The organism is Streptomyces sp. NPDC058701 (assembly GCF_042715295.1).
Lineage (GTDB): Bacteria > Actinomycetota > Actinomycetes > Streptomycetales > Streptomycetaceae > Streptomyces.
In genome coordinates this window covers 1-18,102 of the sequence record NZ_JBHXSY010000008.1, presented here as the reverse complement: position 1 = coordinate 18,102, position 18,102 = coordinate 1, and the positions used below count along the sequence as shown (strand labels likewise).

Annotated in this window: 18 protein-coding genes; 10 read left to right on the top strand and 8 right to left on the bottom strand. The window is 73.7% G+C overall.

The genetic code is table 11. The features are described from left to right. Positions 1-821 (bottom strand): DUF2510 domain-containing protein (locus ACFWW8_RS10760; RefSeq protein WP_386526481.1); only part of this gene is annotated, 821 nt, incomplete at its 3' end. A gap of 289 nt (positions 822-1,110) precedes the next feature. On the opposite strand from ACFWW8_RS10760, the gene ACFWW8_RS10755 reads away from it, so the two are divergent. Beyond that, on the top strand, positions 1,111-1,590 hold the full coding sequence (locus ACFWW8_RS10755; protein WP_386526478.1) for an SsgA family sporulation/cell division regulator: 480 nt from the start codon (positions 1,111-1,113) through the stop codon (positions 1,588-1,590). Between the two features lie 79 nt (positions 1,591-1,669). On the opposite strand, the gene ACFWW8_RS10750 is transcribed toward ACFWW8_RS10755, so the two are convergent. Next, positions 1,670-3,052, bottom strand: a complete 1,383-nt coding sequence (locus tag ACFWW8_RS10750) for an FAD-binding oxidoreductase (RefSeq protein WP_386526475.1) — start codon at positions 3,050-3,052, stop codon at positions 1,670-1,672. Between the two features lie 96 nt (positions 3,053-3,148). On the opposite strand from ACFWW8_RS10750, the gene ACFWW8_RS10745 reads away from it, so the two are divergent. Continuing rightward, on the top strand, positions 3,149-4,705 hold the full coding sequence (locus tag ACFWW8_RS10745; RefSeq protein ID WP_386526472.1) for a tetratricopeptide repeat protein: 1,557 nt from the start codon (positions 3,149-3,151) through the stop codon (positions 4,703-4,705). A 375-nt stretch (positions 4,706-5,080) separates the two neighbouring features. Here ACFWW8_RS10745 and hppD read toward each other — a convergent pair whose 3' ends face one another. Continuing rightward, entirely contained in the window at positions 5,081-6,235 is a 1,155-nt protein-coding gene (gene hppD, locus ACFWW8_RS10740; protein ID WP_386526469.1) for a 4-hydroxyphenylpyruvate dioxygenase, read from the bottom strand. 122 nt (positions 6,236-6,357) lie between these two features. Between hppD and ACFWW8_RS10735 the strand changes: the two genes are divergently transcribed. The 8 genes from ACFWW8_RS10735 to ACFWW8_RS10700 all read left to right on the top strand — a co-directional run bounded on the left by ACFWW8_RS10735 (position 6,358) and on the right by ACFWW8_RS10700 (position 13,084). Further along, positions 6,358-6,834 carry an Lrp/AsnC family transcriptional regulator gene (locus ACFWW8_RS10735; RefSeq protein WP_383812818.1) on the top strand — a complete coding sequence of 159 codons (477 nt, stop codon included), beginning with the start codon at positions 6,358-6,360 and terminating at the stop codon, positions 6,832-6,834. Between the two features lie 53 nt (positions 6,835-6,887). Continuing rightward, positions 6,888-7,535 (top strand): ABC transporter permease, encoded by a 648-nt coding sequence (locus ACFWW8_RS10730; protein WP_386526466.1) that lies wholly within the window; start codon positions 6,888-6,890, stop codon positions 7,533-7,535. Further along, entirely contained in the window at positions 7,528-8,772 is a 1,245-nt protein-coding gene (locus ACFWW8_RS10725; RefSeq protein ID WP_386526465.1) for an ABC transporter ATP-binding protein, read from the top strand. Before ACFWW8_RS10730 ends, ACFWW8_RS10725 begins: the two co-directional genes overlap by 8 nt. Then, positions 8,769-9,632, top strand: coding sequence for an ABC transporter permease (locus tag ACFWW8_RS10720; protein ID WP_386526462.1), 864 nt, complete (start codon positions 8,769-8,771; stop codon positions 9,630-9,632). The genes ACFWW8_RS10725 and ACFWW8_RS10720 overlap by 4 nt, the downstream gene beginning before the upstream one ends. Continuing rightward, a complete protein-coding gene (locus ACFWW8_RS10715; protein WP_386526459.1) occupies positions 9,633-10,631 on the top strand; it encodes a glycine betaine ABC transporter substrate-binding protein in 999 nt (332 codons plus the stop codon). A gap of 127 nt (positions 10,632-10,758) precedes the next feature. Further along, complete coding sequence (locus ACFWW8_RS10710) at positions 10,759-11,409, top strand: ArsR/SmtB family transcription factor (protein ID WP_386526457.1); 651 nt, start codon at positions 10,759-10,761, stop codon at positions 11,407-11,409. Between the two features lie 137 nt (positions 11,410-11,546). Beyond that, a complete protein-coding gene (locus tag ACFWW8_RS10705; protein WP_386526454.1) occupies positions 11,547-11,783 on the top strand; it encodes a hypothetical protein in 237 nt (78 codons plus the stop codon). After that, positions 11,780-13,084 (top strand): MFS transporter, encoded by a 1,305-nt coding sequence (locus ACFWW8_RS10700; protein ID WP_386526451.1) that lies wholly within the window; start codon positions 11,780-11,782, stop codon positions 13,082-13,084. Before ACFWW8_RS10705 ends, ACFWW8_RS10700 begins: the two co-directional genes overlap by 4 nt. Here the strand turns inward: ACFWW8_RS10700 and ACFWW8_RS10695 are convergent. From ACFWW8_RS10695 to ACFWW8_RS10675, 5 genes are all read right to left on the bottom strand, one after another. Next, positions 13,014-13,811 (bottom strand): PDZ domain-containing protein, encoded by a 798-nt coding sequence (locus tag ACFWW8_RS10695; protein WP_386526449.1) that lies wholly within the window; start codon positions 13,809-13,811, stop codon positions 13,014-13,016. The two genes, ACFWW8_RS10700 and ACFWW8_RS10695, sit on opposite strands and share 71 nt — an antisense overlap. 235 nt (positions 13,812-14,046) lie before the next feature. Then, positions 14,047-14,688, bottom strand: coding sequence for an IclR family transcriptional regulator (locus tag ACFWW8_RS10690; protein WP_054222485.1), 642 nt, complete (start codon positions 14,686-14,688; stop codon positions 14,047-14,049). Positions 14,689-15,319: 631 nt separating this feature from the next. Then, entirely contained in the window at positions 15,320-17,104 is a 1,785-nt protein-coding gene (locus tag ACFWW8_RS10685; RefSeq protein WP_386526446.1) for a DEAD/DEAH box helicase, read from the bottom strand. A gap of 136 nt (positions 17,105-17,240) precedes the next feature. Next, complete coding sequence (locus ACFWW8_RS10680; RefSeq protein WP_386526444.1) at positions 17,241-17,687, bottom strand: type II toxin-antitoxin system death-on-curing family toxin; 447 nt, start codon at positions 17,685-17,687, stop codon at positions 17,241-17,243. Beyond that, positions 17,684-17,884 (bottom strand): hypothetical protein, encoded by a 201-nt coding sequence (locus ACFWW8_RS10675; RefSeq protein WP_386526442.1) that lies wholly within the window; start codon positions 17,882-17,884, stop codon positions 17,684-17,686. Before ACFWW8_RS10675 ends, ACFWW8_RS10680 begins: the two co-directional genes overlap by 4 nt. Positions 17,885-18,102: the final 218 nt, after the last annotated feature.

Sequence of the window (18,102 nt, the reverse complement as noted above, 5' to 3'; positions counted from 1 at the left end):
GAGACGGCGGGCGCGGAGACGGCGGGCGCGGGGGCGGGAGCCGCCGGAGCGGCGGAGGCGGCCGGCGAGCGCGCCGAGAGGATGCCCGCCGAGACCTGCGCGGGGAACCGCGGCGCCGGGGCGGCGGCCGCGGCGGCGGCCGGTGTACGGGCCAGGGAGACCCCGGGCCCGCCCGGCTCGTCGGCGGCCTCCGGACGGTGGCGGCCCAGCGAGACCCCGGCCGGCCGTACGGCGGGCTCGCGGCCGGCGGGCTCGCGGCGGGCGGCGGACTCGTATCCGGCCGACTCACGCACGGCACCGGCTTGGTGCCCGGCAGGCGCGTGCCCGGCGGCCACATGCCCGGCGGGCGGCTCGTGCCGGTCGGCGGACGCGTACCGGTCGGCCGGCTCGTACGCGGCGGCCGGCTCGGCGTCGGCGGCCCGCTCGGGCGCCACGGGCTCGTACGCGGCGGCGGGCTCCGCCGGGCTGCCCCACGACACCCGGTGGTCGCGCGGGCCGCCGAAGCCCGCCTGGTGGAGGCGGTCGGCCTGCCACACCGGTTCGCCGGCGGATTCCGGTTCGCGTTCCGGTTCGCGTTCCGGTCCCGGCGTCGTGGCCGGCGCCGGTTCCGGCAGGGTCTCGGTCGCGGAGGTGTCGTCCAGGAACACCGGCCCGGTCTCCTCCATGGGAGCGGGCCCGGGCACCGGAACGGCCGGAGCGGGGCGGCTCGTACCCGGCACCCACGCGGCACCGTTCCAGTACCGGACGAACCCGGGGATGGACGGATCCGGGTAGTAGCCCTCGCGGGCCGCGTGCTCGCCGTCACCAGGGGAGGCCGTCATGTCCCCAACTCCGATCGTGGCTTGAGGCTTGTCCAGGGAAGGACCATAGCCAAGAACCTCCCCCCGACAGGTCCGGTAACGGGAGAATGCACGCCTTCGGACAAACTCTGGCCCAGACGACTGTTTTCAGTCAGTCAACAGGATCCGGCCAATCTCGCCTCCGCGGCCCGAAGTCGCGTCATACCCGGGCACCTCGCCGCTCTCTCCGGGTGCGGGGCGCGATCCGGCCCCGCACACCGACGCGCGGCGCGCACCCAGCGCACGCGCAGTGCACCGAAGTGAGGCCGCCATGCACCACCCCGTCGTCGAGCGCGAGCTGGAACTGAAGCTGGTCCTGTCCCCCGAGCGCAGTGTCGCCGTCCCCGCCCGCCTGCTCTACCTCACGGACGACCCGTACGCCGTCCACATCACCTTCCACACCGGCTCCGCCGCTCCGGTCGAATGGACCTTCTCGCGGGAGCTGCTGGTGGAAGGGGTCTTCCGGCCGTCCGGCCACGGCGACGTCCGGATCTGGCCGACGAAGATCGAGAACCGGGCGGTGCTCTGCATGGCGCTCAGCTCCCCCGACGGCGACGCCCTGTTGGAGGCCCCCGCCGCCCCCGTGTCGGCCTGGCTGGAGCGCACCCTGCGGATCGTCCCGCCCGGCACCGAGGCCGGCCGGCTCGGCCTGGACGCCGCGCTCGCCCGGCTGCTCGCCCCCACCCCGGCCGACGAGCTGTGGCTGCGCGACCCGTGGCCGTCCGACGAGGCGGCGGACGGTGACCTGTGACGCCCGGCCCCGGAGCGGGCCGCGGGGCCCGCGGCGGGATGCGCCCCGCGCGGGCCCGGGCCCGGCGGCCGGGCCCGTGTCAGAAGAGCTTGCCGGGGTTGAGCAGGCCCAGCGGGTCGAAGGCGTGCTTGACCGCGCGCTGCATCTCCAGCCCCACCGGCCCCAGTTCGCGGGCCAGCCACTCCTTCTTCAGCACGCCCACGCCGTGTTCGCCGGTGATGGTGCCGCCCAGGGACAGGCCGAGCGCCATGATCGCGTCGAAGGACTCGCGGGCCCGCCGCGCCTCGTCCGCGTCGGCGGGGTCGAAGCAGACCACCGGGTGGGTGTTGCCGTCGCCGGCGTGTGCGCAGACGCCGATGAGCAGGTCGTACGCGCGGGCGATGGCGGCCGTGCCGTCCAGCATCTCGGCGAGCCGCGAGCGCGGTACGCACACGTCGTCGATCATCGTCGCCGGGCGCAGCGCGTCCAGGGCGGTCAGGGACATCCGGCGGGCCTGGAGCAGCAGTTGGGACTCGGCCTCGTCCTCGGCGGGCACGACGGCGGTGGCGCCGGCGGCCGTGCACAGCTGCCCCACGACGGCGAGTTCCTCTGCGGCGTGGGGGCTGTCGAAGGCGGCGAGCAGCAGCGCCTCGGTGGTCTCGGGCAGGCCCATCTTCCCGAGGGCGTTGACGGCGCGGACGGTCGTCCCGTCCATCAGTTCCAGCAGCGAGGGGGTGAGGCCGGCCTCCATGACGGCGCACACGGCCGCGCAGGCGGCCGCGGCGGAGGGGAACTCGGCGGCCAGCGCCAGCTGGCGCGGCGGCGCGGGGCGCAGCGCGAGGACGGCCTGGACGACGATGCCGAGGCTGCCCTCGGAGCCGACGAAGAGCCGGGTGAGGTCGTATCCGGCGACGCCCTTGGCGGTACGCCGTCCCGTGCGCAGCAGCCGCCCGTCGGCCAGGACCACGTCGAGGCCGAGCACGTACTCGGCGGTGACCCCGTATTTGACGCAGCACAGGCCGCCGGAGGCGGTGCCGATGTTGCCGCCGATGGTGCACTGCTCCCAGCTGGAGGGGTCCGGCGGGTAGTACAGGCCCCGTGCGGCGACGGCCCGCGACAGGACGGCGTTGACGACGCCCGGTTCGACGACGGCGATCCGGTCGACGGTGGAGACCTCCAGGATCCGGTCCATCTTCACGAGGGAGAGCACGATGCAGCCGTCGGAGGCGTTGGCGGCCCCCGATAGGCCGGTACGGGCGCCCTGCGGGACCACGGGGACCCGGAGCGCGGTGGCGGTGCGCATGACGTGCTGCACCTGTTCGACGGTCCGGGGCAGGACGACGGCGGCCGGGGTGCCGGCGGCGCAGAAGCCGGCCATGTCGGAGGCGTAGGAGGCCGTCACCTGGGGGTCGGTGAGCAGCGCTTCGGCCGGGAGCCCTGCCAGCAGGCGCTCGGTGAGCTGTGCGGAGAGGTCTTCATCCATGGGACCAGCGTGGCAGCCGGGGCCATCGGTGTGAACACGCCCGCGCCCCTCTTCGGACACTCCGGCGAACTCTTCATATTGACGCACAGTGACCCCATGGACCGTATCGACGAGGAATCGCAGCCGGCGCCGCCCGTGACGTTCACGGGCCGCAAGACGCTCGTGGCGGCCGCGGTCGCCGTGGTCCTGATCGCCGGGGCCCTGCTGATCCGGCCGGCCCGCACGGGGGACGACGCCCGTCCGCCGGGACCCAGCGAGCGCGCCGCGTCGGCGGTCGGCATGGGCGCGCCGGCGGCGGCGGTGGACCTGACGGCGCTGGTCGCGGACCGGGAGAAGTGGGTCGCGGCGCATCCGGACGACGACGCGTCGTGGTCGGTGCTGGGCGCGGCCTATCTGGAGCAGGCGCGGCGCACCGCGGACACGGGCTGGTACCCGAAGGCGGAGCGGGCGCTGAAGCGGTCGCTGGAGGTCCGCCCCGTGGAGAAGGGCAACTTCGACGCGATGACGGGCATGGGCACGCTGGCCAACGCCCGCCGGGACTTCGGCACCGGGAAGAAGTGGGGCGAGCTCGTACGGGCGCAGGCGCCCCGGCGCTGGACGGCCTACCCGGTGCTGGTGGACGCGTACTCGGGCCTCGGGGACTACAAGGCGGCCCAGGCGGCGGCGGACCGGCTGCTGGAGCTGCGGACGGGTCTGGTGGCGTACACGAAGGCCTCGCAGGTCTACCGGGACCGCGGCTGGCGCGAGGACGCGGTGATGGCGATGGAGCACGCGGCGGGCGCCGCCAAGGCTCCGGCGGAGAAGGCCTACGCCCTGTTCCGCCTCGGGGAGCTGTCCTGGGAGCGGGGGGAGACGGCGGAGGCGCTGCGGCAGTACGAGGCCGCGCTGCGGACGGACCCGGCGCAGGCGCAGGCCCTCGGCGGCCGGGCGCGGGCGCTCGCCGGTCTGGGGCGCGGCGGGGAGGCGGTGCGGGACTACCGGATGGCGCTGGGGCGGACGCCGGTTCCGCAGCTGGCGCTGGAGCTGGGCGAGCTGCTGGAGGCGCTGGGCCGCGAGCAGGAGGCGCGGGTCCCGTACGACATGCTGAGCGCGCTGGCGGCCCGGGACGGGTCGAACGGCGTCGACGACGACGTGGTGCTGGGCCTGTACGAGGCGGACCACGGCGATCCGGCGGCGGCGGTGCGGCGGCTGTCGCAGGAGTGGTCGCGGCACAAGAGCGTGCAGGTCGCGGACGCGCTGGGCTGGGCGCTGCACAAGTCGGGCGACGACGTGGCGGCGCTGGAGTACGCGAAGAAGGCCGCGGAGCCGGGGGTGCGGAGCGCGGACTTCGCGTACCACCGGGCGATGATCGAGCGCGGGCTGGGCGACGAGGCGGCGACGCGGCGGCACTTGCAGGAGGCGCTGCGGACGAACCCGCGGTTCTCGCCGCTGCGGGTCCCGGCGGCGAAGGCGGCCCTGGCGGCGATCGCGGAGCCGGCGGCCGGGGGGCCGGAGAACGTGCTCCCGACGAAGCCGTGGGTGGCTCCGGAGCTGCCGAAGCCGAACCCGCCGAAGCCGAAGCCGAAGCCGAAGCCGCCTGCGGCGAAGCCCAAGCCGCCTGCCGTGCCGCCTGCGGCGAAGCCGGCCCCGTCCGCGAAGCCCACGTCCGACTGACTCCGGGCTCCGCCCCGCCCCCTACGGCGCTCCGCGCCGCGCCTCAAACGCCGGCGGGGCTGGGATCGCTCCCCCGCGCCGCGCCTGAAACGCCGGCGGGGCTGGATCCACTCGCCCCGCGCCCCCGCCTTGCAACGCCGGCGGGGCTGGATCTGCCCGCTCCGCACCGCGCCTCAGACGCCGGCGGGGCTGGGATCGCCCTTCGGGGCGCCGAGCCCGTCCGGTGCGTGGCGGCTCTGGGCGGGCAGATCCAGCCTCGCCGGCGTTTGAGGCGCGGGGTCCTGGGCGGAGCCCCGGAGCGGGACCCCCGGTGGGCCGACGAGCGGGGCCGGGGCGGAGCCCCGGGGAGTCTGAGCCCCGGGGCCGGGGTGGCGGCTAGAGGTTGCCGCGCTTCTCCTGCTCCCGCTCGATCGCCTCGAACAGCGCCTTGAAGTTGCCCTTCCCGAAGCCCATCGACCCGTGCCGCTCGATCATCTCGAAGAAGACCGTCGGCCGGTCCTGCACCGGCTTGGTGAAGATCTGCAGCAGGTAGCCGTCCTCGTCGCGGTCCACGAGGATCTTCAGCTCGCGCAGGGTCTCCACCGGAACCCGCGTCTCGCCCGCCCACTCGCCGAGCGTGTCGTAGTACGAGTCGGGGGTGTCCAGGAACGTGACGCCCGCCGCCCTCATGGACCGCACGGTCGCGACGATGTCGTTCGTGGCCAGCGCGATGTGCTGGACGCCCGCGCCCCCGTAGAACTCCAGGTACTCGTCGATCTGCGACTTCTTCTTCGCGATCGCCGGCTCGTTGATCGGGAACTTCACCTTCAGGGTGCCGTCCGCGACGACCTTCGACATCAGCGCCGAGTACTCGGTCGCGATGTCGTCGCCCACGAACTCCTTCATGTTCGTGAAGCCCATGACCTTGTTGTAGAACGCGACCCACTCGTTCATCCGACCGAGCTCGACGTTGCCCACGCAGTGGTCGATGGCCTGGAAGGTCCGCTTGGCCGGCGGCTCGACCATCGGGGCGACGGCGACGAAGCCGGGGAGGTACGGGCCGGAGTAGTCGCGGCGCTCGACCAGGGTGTGGCGGGTCTGGCCGTAGGTGGCGATGGCGGCCAGCACGACGGTGCCGTGCTCGTCCTTGACCTCGTGCGGCTCGTCCAGGCCGCGCGCGCCGTGCTCGACGGCGTACGCGTAGGCCGCGCGGGCGTCCGGGACCTCGATGGCGAGGTCGACGACGCCGTCGCCGTGCTCGGCGACGTGCTCGGCCAGGAAGCGGCCGCGGTCGGTCGACGCCTTGATGACCGAGGTCAGCACGAAGCGGGCGGCGCCGTTGGTGAGGACGTAGCTGGCGGTCTCGCGGACGCCGTTCTCCGGTCCGGAGTAGGCCACGAGCTTCATGCCGAAGGCGGTCGAGTAGTAGTGCGCGGCCTGCTTGGCGTTGCCGACGGCGAAGACGACCGCGTCCATGCCCTTCACCGGGAACGGGTCTGCCTCACGCGCGGTGTGCGGAGTGGTTTCGAGGTTCGCCAGAGACTCAGTCATGAGCGCAGAGTCCCGCCGATCCACAAGCTGCGCAATAGTTTCAAATTCTGCTGTACATACTGACCAGCTCAGCCGCACCATGGCTGAAACATCTGCGCACTATGACCACCCCGGAGGCGCCCATGGGCATCGACGACCTCGACGGCCGGCTCATCGTCCTGCTCGCCCGCGAGCCCCGGATCGGGGTGCTGGAGGCCTCCCGCCGGCTCGGGGTGGCGCGCGGGACCGTACAGGCCCGGCTGGACCGGCTTCAGTCGAACGGAGTCATCCGCGGGTTCGGCCCGCAGGTCGATCCGGCCGCCCTGGGGTACCCGGTGACCGCCTTCGCCACCCTGGAGATCAAGCAGGGCCAAGGGGCGGACGTACGGGCCCACTTGGACGGGGTTCCGGAGGTGCTGGAGCTGCACACCACGACCGGCCACGGGGACATGCTGTGCCGGCTCGTGGCGCGGTCCAACGCCGATCTCCAGCGGGTGATCGACCGGGTTGTCGGCTTTGATGGCATCGTGCGGGCTTCGACGGCGATCGTGATGGAAAATCCCGTACCTCTGCGGATCATCCCGCTCGTCGAACAGGCGGCCGAGGACGACACCCGCTGACCACCCCTGACCAGCACGGGCCGAGGCGGCCGGACCAGGAAGAGGTGCACGGCGTGAGCTTCTGGAGCTATCTGTCCGCCCGCCACGAACAGCTCCTCACCGACGCCTTCCAGCACGCCAGCGCCGTCTTCCAGTGCATGGTGATCGCGACCGCGCTGGGCATCGCCATCGGCCTGGCCGGCTACCGCAGCGCGTGGGGCGGCCACCTGGCCATCACCTCCACGGCCACGATGCTGACCATCCCCTCCCTGGCCCTGATCGGCCTGCTGATCCCGCTGGTCGGGCTGGGCGTCCCGCCGACCGTGATCGCCCTGACCCTGTACGGGCTGCTGCCGGTCGTCCGGAACTCGATCGTGGGCCTGCGCGGGGTGGACCCGGCCCTGGTCGACGCCGCCAAGGGCATCGGGATGTCCCGCACCGCCCGGCTGCTGAGGGTGGAGCTGCCGCTCGCCTGGCCGCCGATCCTGACCGGCATCCGCGTCGCGACCCAGATGCTGATGGGCATCGCCGCCATCGCCGCGTACGCCTCCGGGCCGGGCCTGGGCAACGAGATCTTCCGCGGGATCGCCTCGCTCGGCAGTGCGAACGCCCTGAACCAGGTGCTGGCGGGCACGATCGGCATCGTCATCCTGGCGCTGCTCTTCGACTCCGCGTACGTCCTGCTCGGCCGTCTCACCATCCCGAGGGGCATCCGTGTCTGAGACCGACGGCCCGGGCAGCGCCTCCGGCGCGACCATCCGGCTGGAGAACCTCACCAAGCGCTACCCCGGCAACCCGAACCCCTCCGTCGACGACGTCTCGATGGACATCAAGGCGGGCGAGACGGTCGTCTTCGTCGGCCCCTCGGGCTGCGGGAAGTCCACCACCCTGAAGATGATCAACCGGCTGATCGAGCCGACCTCGGGCCGGATCAGGATCGGCGACGAGGACGTCACCGACATGGACCCGGTCAAGCTGCGGCGCAAGATCGGCTATGCGATCCAGTCCTCGGGGCTGTTCCCCCACATGACGGTCGCCGAGAACATCGCACTCGTCCCGAAGATGACCGGCTGGTCCACGTCGAGGGTGAAGGACCGGGTGGAGGAGATGCTCGACCTGGTCGGGCTCGACCCGCGCGAGTTCCACGGCCGCTACCCGCGCCAGCTCTCCGGCGGCCAGCAGCAGCGGGTCGGCGTGGCCCGGGCCCTGGCCGCCGACCCGCCCGTGCTGCTCATGGACGAGCCCTTCGGCGCCGTCGACCCGATCACCCGCGACCACCTGCAGGACGAGCTGATCCGGCTCCAGCACGAGCTGCACAAGACCATCGTCTTCGTCACCCACGACTTCGACGAGGCCATCAAGCTCGGCGACCGGATCGCGGTACTGCGCGAGCGCTCGCACATCGCCCAGTTCGACACCCCCGAGGCCATCCTGACCAACCCGACCGACGACTTCGTCTCCGGGTTCGTCGGCGCCGGCGCGGCCCTCAAACGGCTCAACCTGACCCGCGTACGGGACGTGGAGATCGCCGACTTCCCCACCGTGTCCGTGGACGACCCGCTCCAGCGGATCTTCAACGCGCTGCGCGGCGGTGCGGGCAACGAGCTGCTGATGCTGGACCGGCGCGGCCGGCCGTACAAGTGGCTCCGCCGCGGCGACCTGATGCGCGCCAAGGGCTCCCTGGCGCGGGCCGGCCAGCTGGTGCACGACACCGTGACCCGGGACGCGACCCTGCACGACGCCCTGGAGGCCGTCCTCACCGACAGCGGCGGCCGGGTGGCCGTCACCGGGCGGCGCGGCGAGTACATCGGCGTCGTCGACATGGAGACCCTGATGAACTCGGTGCACGAGATGCTGGAGGCCGACCGGCTGGCGGCCGCCGAACACCGCCACGACCTGGAGGAGCTGCGCCACCACCGGACGGAACAGGAGCTGGAGGGCGGTGCGGACAGCCCGTGAGCACCGTCTCCCCGCAACGCCCCTCCGGCGAGCGCCCGCCCGGCGAGCACGACGTGAAGGGCCACGCGTTCCGGGACGGGATCGCCGCCGGCGCCGAGGAGCCGGCGGCCGGCCCGCAGGCTCCCGCCCGCCGGCTCACCTGGTCCAGGCTGCTGGTCACGCCCGCCGTCCTGGCGCTGGTGCTGCTGGCCACGTACCTGTGGATCACCCACATCCCCCTCGACCCCATCGAGCGGAACTCCCTCGGCGGCGGCAACGTGAAGCTGCGGCTGTGGCAGCAGATCCAGCTCGTCGCCGTCTCCACGTTCTGGGTGCTGATCATCGCGATCCCGCTGGGCATCGCGCTGACCCGGGGCGGGATGCGCCGGACCGCGCCGCTGTTCACGGCGGTCGCCAACGTCGGCCAGGCCACGCCGGCCATCGGCCTCCTCGCCCTGCTCGTCATCTGGCTGGGCATCGGCCCGTCCACCGCGATCGTCGGCATGGTCGCGTACGCCGTGCTGCCCGTGCTGTCCAACACGATCGCGGGGCTGCGGGCGATCGACCCCCAGCTGGTGGAGGCGGCGCGCGGGATCGGGATGTCCGGGACGGGGCGGCTGGTGAAGGTGGAGCTGCCGCTGGCGGTCCCGCTGATCCTGGCGGGCGTACGGACGGCCCTGGTGCTGAACGTCGGCACCGCCACCCTGGCCACCTTCGGCGGCGGCGGCGGGCTCGGCGACCTGATCACCTCCGGGATCCAGACGCAGCGGATGCCGGTGCTGGTGCTGGGCTCGGTGCTCACCGTGGTGCTGGCCCTGTTCGTGGACTGGCTGGCGTCGCTGGCGGAGACGCTCATGACCCCGCGCGGGCTGGAGGCGTAGATGCGTACCTTCCGCGTACGGGCGGCCCTGCGCACGGTGGCGGCGGCCCTGGTGGGGCCGGTGCTGGCGCTGGTGCTCGCGGGCTGCGGCCTCAAGAGCGGCTCCCCGATGGCCGACGACGTCCGGCCGGGCTCGGTCGGGCGGGGCCGTCCCCTGGAGGGGGCCTCGCTCACGATCACCTCGAAGAACTTCAGCGAGAACATCGTGCTCGGCCAGATCCTCGGCCTCGTCTTCAAGGCGGCCGGCGCGGAGGTCCTGGACCGCACGAACCTGCCCGGTTCGATCAGCGCGCGCGAGGCGATCCGCAAGGGCGACGCGGACGCCATGTACGAGTACACGGGCACCGCCTGGATCACCTACCTGGGCAACACCGAGCCCATCGACGACCCGCGGGAGCAGTGGGCGGCGCTGCGGGCGGCGGACGCGAAGAACGGGGTGGTGTGGCTGCCGCCGGCCACCCTCAACAACACCTACACCCTGGCGATCAGCAAGGAGAACAACGCGAAGTACGGGCTGAAGTCGATGTCGGACGTGGCGAGGCTGGCCGGGGAGGACCCCGCGGCGGTGACGGTGTGCGTGGAGAACGAGTTCGCCGCCCGCGAGGACGGGCTCCCGGGCATGCAGAAGGCGTACGGGATGAAGATCCCGGCCGGCAACATCCGGAAGATGGACGCCGGGATCATCTACACGCAGGTCTCGAAGTCCGACTCCTGCCTGCTGGGCGAGGCGTTCACGACGGACGGCCGGATCAAGGCCATGGACCTGGACACCCTGGCGGACGACCGGCGCTTCTTCCCCCACTACAACGCGGCGCCGGCCGTCAACGCGAAGACGCTGGCCGAGTTCCCGGTGATCGCGGAGCTGCTGGCGCCGGTGACGGCGAAGCTGACGACGACGGTGGCGCAGGGGCTGAACGCCAAGGTGGACGTGGAGGGGCAGGACCCGCACGCGGTGGCGAAGGACTGGCTGCTGGAGGAGGGATTCATCAAGGAGGGCTAGCGGGGCCGGGACGGCGGGAGGCCGCGGCGCCGGGACGACGGCGGAGGGCCCGGGTTCGAGTCGATCCCAAAGAAGACGTTGCAAAGAAACCCTTGCATAGAAACCTTTGCAACTCTATCGTCGAGGCATGCCCGAGACGCCGGAAGCCCCGGAACCCCCGCAGCACTCCCCCGAACAGGCCCAGGACCAGGAGCTGGAGGTCCGTACGCTCGACGCCCGCTCCCTGCGCGGCCTGGCCCATCCGCTGCGCATCCGGATGCTGGCCGACCTGCGTCACCAGGGTCCGGCGACCGCCTCCCAACTGGCCGAGCGGCTCGGGGAGTCGAGCGGGTCGACCAGCTACCACCTGCGCCAGCTCGCCGCCCACGGGTTCGTCGAGGACGCGCCGGAGCACGGCAAGGGCCGTGAGCGCTGGTGGCGGGCCGCACACGACGGCACCCGGTTCGACGAGAGCCTGATGTACAGCGAGGACCCCGTCACCCGGGGTGCGGCGGACCTCTTCCTGCACGAGATCGCGACGATCCACACGCAGGAGATGAGCACCTGGCTCGGCAACGCCCACCGCTGGTCGCAGGCCTGGCGGCGCGGCTCGGACCTCAGCGACTTCACGCTGCACCTGACCGCAGAGCAGAGCCACGAGCTGATCCACAAGATGCACGACCTCGTCAACGGCTACCGCGACCTGCCGCCCGCCGAGGGTACGGAGGCGGTCCGCGTCCACACGCACGTCCTCCCGGGCACGCTCACGCCCACCACGCCCCGGCCCGCAGCCGGCTAGGCGGCCCCTCGCCCCTCGCCCCTCGCCACGAGCCTCGGGCCTCGGGCCTCGGGCCTCGGGCCTCGGGCCTCGGGCGCCGGACCCCGCCCTGCCCTGCCCCGTTCCGTCCCGATCATCCGCAGAAGGAGTCACCTGCCATGTACGCCTTCGACCACGTCCGCACGCACGCCGCCCGCACCGCCGAGCTGGCCGCCGAGGCCGCCGAGCGCCGCCTCGCCCGGGAGGCCGCTCCGGTCACCGCTGCTTCCGCCGGGCCGGTCGCCGCCGCACTGCCCGCCCTGCGGAACCGGCTGGGCGAGGCCCTGGTCGCCGCCGGGACCCGGCTCATGCAGCCCGCCCGCGTCCACACCCGGTACTCGCGGGGCGCCGCGTGAGCAGACGGCCGTTCGTCGCGGTCCTTGCCGCCAACACGATCTCCATAGCGGGGAGTTCGCTCACCCTCATCGGCGTCCCGTGGTTCGTGCTGGAGACCACCGGAAGCGCCGCCCGGGCCGGTGTCGTCGCCTTCTGCGCCACCCTGCCCGTCGTCGTCGCCGCGCTCGTCGGCGGCCCGGTCATCGACCGCCTCGGCCGCCGCCGGGTCGCGGCGGCCTCCGACGTCGTCTGCGGCCTCGCAGTGGGGGCGGTCCCGCTGTTGCACCACGCGGGGCTGCTGGAGTTCTGGATGCTGTGCGCGCTGATGGCCGTCAGCGGCCTCGTGCACACGCCCGGACTGACCGCCCGCCACGTACTGCTCCCCCACCTCGCCGAGCACGCCGGGACGTCCGTGACCCGGGCGGCGGGCCTGTACGACGCCGTCTCGCGCGGCGCCCGGATGGTCGGGGCGGCCGTGGCGGGCGTCCTCATCGCGGCCTTCGGCGCCGAGACCGTACTGCTCCTGGACGCGGCGACCTTCGGGGCGTCGGCGCTGCTGCTCAGCGTGTTCCTGCGCGGGATCCCCGCGGCCGAGCCGCAACGCGGCGCCGGGAAGGTGTCGTTCGCCTCCTACCGGGCCGAGCTCGCCGAGGGGTGGGCCTTCCTGACCCGTTCGCGGCTGCTGACGGGCGTCACCGTGATGGTGATGATGACCAACGGCCTGGACCAGGGCTGGTCCTCGGTCCTGCTGCCCGTGCACGCCGGCGGGAGCCTCGGCGGCGCCGGCGCGCTGGGCCTGCTGATCTCGCTCTTCGGCGGTTTCGCGCTGCTGGGCGCGCTGCTCTACGGGGCGTGGGGCGAGCGGTTCCCGCGCCGGACGGTGTTCGCGGCGGCCTTCCTGGCCTCGGGGGCGACCCGGTACGCGGTGGCGGCCTTCACCGACACGACCCTCCCGCTCGCGGTCACGATGGCCCTGGCCGGTCTGGGCGCGGGCATGCTCAACCCGATCCTGACGACGGTGATGTACGAGCGGGTTCCGGAGGAGCTCCGCAGCCGGGTGACCGGTGTGACGACGGCGGGCTGCGAGCTGACCATGCCGCTGGGCGGGCTGGCCGCCGGTCTGCTCGTCGAGGGGTTCGGGGCGACGCGGGCGCTGCTGCTGTTCGGCGGCGCCTACCTGCTGACGACGCTCGCCCCGCTGGTCTTCCCGGCGTGGCGCGGGCTGGAGGCCCCGGGGCCGGCCGCGGACCTCAGCAGGACGGAACCGGCCCTCCCCGGTTCAGCGCGCGCAGCGCGTTCACCGCATCCGTCAGGGAGGTGACGGGGACCAGCCGCAGCCCCTCGGGAAGTTCCGACCGCGCGTCCGAGCACTCCGCCTTCGGTACGAGGAACACGCTCGCCCCGTCGCGCCGCGCGGCCTGCGTCTTGAGGGGGACGCCGCCGACCGGGCCGACCTTGCCGTCGGCGGTGATGGTGCCCGTACCGGCGATGCTGCGGCCGCCGGTGAGGTCGCCGCCGCTGCCGTCCCCGTCGAGCTTGTCGACGATGCCGAGGGCGAAGAGCAGGCCGGCGCTCGGGCCGCCGACGTCGGCGAGGTTCAGCTCGACCTTCACGTCCTCGGGGTCCTTGTCCAGGAAGCCGAGGGCGGCGTCGGTGGCGCTCGACTGGGACGTGGCCATTTCCTTCAGGTTGTGCGCTTCGATCTCCTCGTCGCTTCCGCCACCGGAGTAGACGGCCTCCTTGGGCATGACGGACCGGGCGGGGTCGAACCAGTGGTCGACGAGTTCCGGCAGGGTCACCGTCGTGGAGGGTCCCGTCGCCTGGATGGTGGTCATGCGGAGCTGGCCCCGGGTCTCCCGGGTGGGGGCGCCGGCGACCGCGATGACGGCCTTGCCGTCCCGCTCGCCGAGCACGTCGGCCGTGAGGCCGGGCTGGGCGATCACGAAGGGCAGCGGCGCGAGCGCGACGACGGCGAACAGCGCGACGACGGGCACGGCGCAGACGGCCAGGGCGGCGGGGAGCGGCAGACGTGTGAGGCGAGAGAGCACCCGCCCAATCTATCGGCCCACCGCCCACGCTTGACTGCTCCCCCGCCCCGCCCACACCCGAGGCGACCGCCCCGGCCCCGCGGGCGCTCGAGGCACACCACCCCGGCCCCGCGGCGTTCGAGGCACGGGGGTCCGGGGGCGGAGCCCCTGGCAGCGGGGCCGCAGGGGCGGACGGCGGCACGCAGACGGGCCGGGCCGGTGCCCGCCTGCGGCACTCGCCCCGGCCCGGCCCGCGTCAGCGAAGCGCGTCGGCGACCTCGCGCGCCGCGTCGACGACCCGCGGCCCGACCCGTTCCGGTACCGCGTCGGCCAGCATCACGACGCCGACGCTGCCCTCCAGCCCGGTGATGCCCACGAGGGGCGCGGCGGCGCCGCTGGCGCCCGCTTCCAGCTCCCCGTGGGTCAGCGTGTAGCCCGGCTCGATCAGCGTGCCCTGGCGGGCCGCCAGGATGGCCCGTCCGGCGGCCCCGCGGTCCAGCGGGTGGCGGAAGCCGGGCCGGTAGGCCACGTGGTAGTCGGTCCAGGTCGGCTCCACGACGGCGACGGCGAGCGCCTCGGTGCCGTCGACGAGGGTCAGGTGCGCGGTGGCCCCTATGTCCTCGGCGAGGGACCGCAGCGCGGGCAGGGCCGCCTCGCGGACGAGCGGGTGCACCTGGCGGCCCAGGCGCAGCACACCGAGGCCGACGCGGGCCCGGCCGCCGAGGTCGCGGCGGACCAGGGCGTGCTGTTCGAGGGTGGCCAGAAGCCGGTAGACCACGGTGCGGTTGACACCGAGGCGGTTGGAGAGCTCGGTGACGGTCAGACCGTGGTCGGTGTCGGCGAGCAGTTTGAGGACTCTGAGCCCTCTGTCGAGAGTCTGGGAGGTTTCCGCGGTCACGACGCCTCTCCCTCTTTCAGTGGGCGGCGGTGACTCTCGGGGTGGCACGCCGCCGGTCCCGCGGCGGCGCACGGAGAGGCCGCCGGTAGCGGCCATGGCACCGGCTGCGCTCCCGCGGCGGCGCTGCCACGGTGCGTTCGATGCGGGGACAGTAGCGACCGGGTCCGCTCAGCGGAAGGCCTCGTCCAGAATCCGGGCGCCTACTACCTGTTTATGACGGTTCCTGATCGACCTCGGTGTCAATTTGTGACCTCGCGGCTCTTCGGAGGTCCCCGGCTCACCCTCGCGCCCCGCGCGCTCGAAAAGCCGGCTCCGGCGGCCCCGCAAGGGGTGCGCCCGGCGCCCCCGGACCGACCGCCGCGGGCCACCGCGCGCCCCGCGGCGCGGCCCGCCCGGGCCGGTCGCGCCGGCGGCCCCCGGCGGTCGGTACGGCCGCCCCGGAGGGCGTTCCGGCGACCGCACGGCCGAGGTCCGCCCGGACCCCGCCGCGCCCGCCTCCGAGTCCCGGCGCCCTCGTACGGAAGGACCGGCGGTGGCTCGAAACCGCCGTTCGGAAGGACCCACGACACGGCGCGGGCCGGGGTCCGTGCGATGCCCCGCACGGCCCCGGCCCGCCTCCTGTCCGAACGGCTCAGCGCATCCGGGTGGCCCACTCCTGGACCTTCTTGATCCGCTCGCGCAGCTGCCCCGCCGTGGCCTCCGCGCTCGGCGGGCCGCCGCACACCCGGCGCAGCTCCGTGTGGATCACCCCGTGCGGCTTGCCGCTCTGGTGGACGTACGCGCCCACCATCGTGTTCAGCGACTTGCGCAGCTCCAGCAGCTCCTTGTGCGAGACCACGGGCCGCCGGTCGGCCGGCAGCTCCAGCAGGTCCGCCTCGGAGTCCGGCTTGCGGCGGCTGTGCGCGATCTGCCGCGACTGCCGCTTCTGGAGCAGCATCTGCACCTGGTCCGGCTCCAGCAGCCCCGGGATGCCGAGGTAGTCCTGCTCCTCTTCGCTGCCCGGGTGGGCCTGCATGCCGAACTCGGCGCCGTCGTAGAGGACCCGGTCGAAGACGGCGTCGGACTCCAGCGCCTCGAAGGACATCTGCTCCTCGTCGCCGGTGTCCTCGTCCTCCTGCTTGTTCGCCTCGTCCATTTCCTTCTCGGACTCGGCGTACGGGTCTTCCTCGCCCTGCTTCTTCGGCTTGTCGAGCACGTGGTCGCGCTCGACCTCCATCTCGTTCGCGAAGCCCAGCAGGTAGGGAATGGTCGGAAGGAACACGGAGGCCGTCTCGCCGCGCCTGCGCGATCGCACGAAGCGCCCGACGGCCTGCGCGAAGAACAGCGGCGTCGAGATGGTCGTCGCGTAGACGCCCACCGCGAGCCGCGGTACGTCGACGCCCTCGGACACCATGCGGACGGCGACCATCCAGCGGCTGCCGTCCGCGCTGAACTCGTCGATCCGCTTCGACGCACCGGTGTCGTCGGACAGCACGACGGTCGCCTTGCTGCCCGTGATGTCCTTCAGCAGCTTGGCGTACGCGCGCGCCGACTCCTGGTCGGAGGCGATGACCAGCCCGCCCGCGTCCGGGATGCCCTTCCTGACCTCCGTGAGGCGCTGGTCGGCCGCGCGCAGCACGTTCGGCATCCAGTCGCCGCGCGGGTCCAGGGCCGTGCGCCAGGCCTGCGAGATGGCGTCCTTGGTCATCGGCTCGCCGAGCCGGGCGGCGATCTCGTCGCCCGCCTTGGTGCGCCAGCGCATGTTGCCGCTGTAGGACAGGAAGATCACCGGCCGGACGACGCCGTCGCCCAGCGCGTTCCCGTAGCCGTAGGTGTAGTCGGCGGAGGACCGCCGGATGCCGTCGTTGCCCTCCTCGTACGCCACGAAGGGGATCGGGTTGGTGTCGGACCGGAAGGGGGTGCCGGTCAGGGCGAGGCGACGGGTCGCCGGGTCGAAGGCCTCCAGGCAGGCCTCGCCCCAGGACTTGGAGTCGCCCGCGTGGTGGATCTCGTCGAGGATCACCAGGGTCTTGCGCTGCTCGCAGCGGTTGCGGTGCAGCATCGGGCGGACGCCGACACCCGCGTACGTCACGGCGACGCCGTGGTAGTCCTTGCTCAGCGGGCCCGCCGAGTATTCGGGGTCGAGCCGGATGCCTATCCGGGCGGCGGCCTCGGACCACTGCTTCTTCAGGTGCTCGGTCGGCGCGACGACGGTCACCTGCTGGACCACGTGGTGGTGCAGCAGCCAGGACGCGAGCGTCAGCGCGAAGGTGGTCTTTCCGGCGCCCGGGGTCGCGACCGCGAGGAAGTCCCGCGGCTGGGTCTCGATGTAGCGGTCCAGCGCCCCCTGCTGCCAGGCACGCAGCGCGTTGGCGGTGCCCCAGGGGGCACGGCCGGGGAAGGCGGGTGAGAGGTGGTGGGAGGCGGTAGTAGTCACGGTCTCCGGTTCGTGCTCTCGGCGTACTCGCGTACTGGTACGGGCAGTCGTACGTAGGACAACCGGGCCACCCTACCGGCCCGGGCCCGCCCCTCGCGGAGGGACAGGCCCGTGACCTCGGGCAGTGCGGCGAGCGTCACATCCGGCGCAGCCGCTCCGCGATCCGCCCGGTGTCCGACTCGTTCCCGGCCGCGACGTCGATGACCAGGTCGTACGCGCGTTCCTGGTCGACGTCCCCGAAGTCGGCGCCGTTCACGGTGAGGAAGGTCGCGGCGGCCAGCCAGGCGGTCCGCTTGTTCCCGTCGACGAGGGGGTGGTTCACGGCGATGGCGTGGAGCAGCGCGGCGGCCTGCTCGTACGGGTCCTCGTAGGCCGGCGTCCCGAACATCCGCGCCCGGGGCCGGTGCACGGCTGACTCCAGCAGACCGGGGGCGCGCAGCTCGACGGGCTGCCCCTGGGCGAGGCAGGCGTACCGGGCCAGGTCCAGCACCTCGGCGAGCGTGAGGTGCCGTACGGGGGCGGCGGCGGTGCCGGCGGGGCCGGCGGCTGCGGTGCCGGCGGTGGCCGGGTGGCGGGCCGTCACGAGCCGAGCCGCTTCAGCAGCGCGGAGTGCCGCTCCGCCAGCCGCCCGGCGGCGGCGCCGACCCGGGCGCGCTCGGCCCGCAGGTGGGCCCGTACGGCCTCCAGGGCGACGGCCTCGGGGGTGCTGCCGACCGCGTCGGCGAGGTCGGCCAGCTCGGCGCACTCGGCTCCGTCCAGCCTGATGATCATCCCGTCCATCCGGCGACCCTAGCCGCGGCGGGACCGGAACTCCGCCGGTTTTCGGCGGGGGCGGGGCTGCGGGGGCCGGGGCGCGGGGCCGATGCCCGGTCACGGGGGCGGTCGGCCGGGGCGCGGGGGTGGGCGGCAGGGCCGCGGCCGGCCGGGGCGCGGGCGGCCGGGGCGCGGGCGGCCGGGGCGCGGGGATCGGGCCGCGGGCGGCCGGGGCGCGGGGATCG

Coding starts and splice junctions, on each gene's coding strand:
- ACFWW8_RS10755 (WP_386526478.1), top strand. CDS start 1,111: ATGCACCACCCCGTCGTCGAGCGCGAGCTGGAACTGAAGCTGGTCCTG.
- ACFWW8_RS10750 (WP_386526475.1), bottom strand. CDS start 3,052: ATGGATGAAGACCTCTCCGCACAGCTCACCGAGCGCCTGCTGGCAGGG.
- ACFWW8_RS10745 (WP_386526472.1), top strand. CDS start 3,149: ATGGACCGTATCGACGAGGAATCGCAGCCGGCGCCGCCCGTGACGTTC.
- hppD (WP_386526469.1), bottom strand. CDS start 6,235: ATGACTGAGTCTCTGGCGAACCTCGAAACCACTCCGCACACCGCGCGT.
- ACFWW8_RS10735 (WP_383812818.1), top strand. CDS start 6,358: ATGGGCATCGACGACCTCGACGGCCGGCTCATCGTCCTGCTCGCCCGC.
- ACFWW8_RS10715 (WP_386526459.1), top strand. CDS start 9,633: ATGCGTACCTTCCGCGTACGGGCGGCCCTGCGCACGGTGGCGGCGGCC.
- ACFWW8_RS10710 (WP_386526457.1), top strand. CDS start 10,759: ATGCCCGAGACGCCGGAAGCCCCGGAACCCCCGCAGCACTCCCCCGAA.
- ACFWW8_RS10705 (WP_386526454.1), top strand. CDS start 11,547: ATGTACGCCTTCGACCACGTCCGCACGCACGCCGCCCGCACCGCCGAG.
- ACFWW8_RS10675 (WP_386526442.1), bottom strand. CDS start 17,884: ATGGACGGGATGATCATCAGGCTGGACGGAGCCGAGTGCGCCGAGCTG.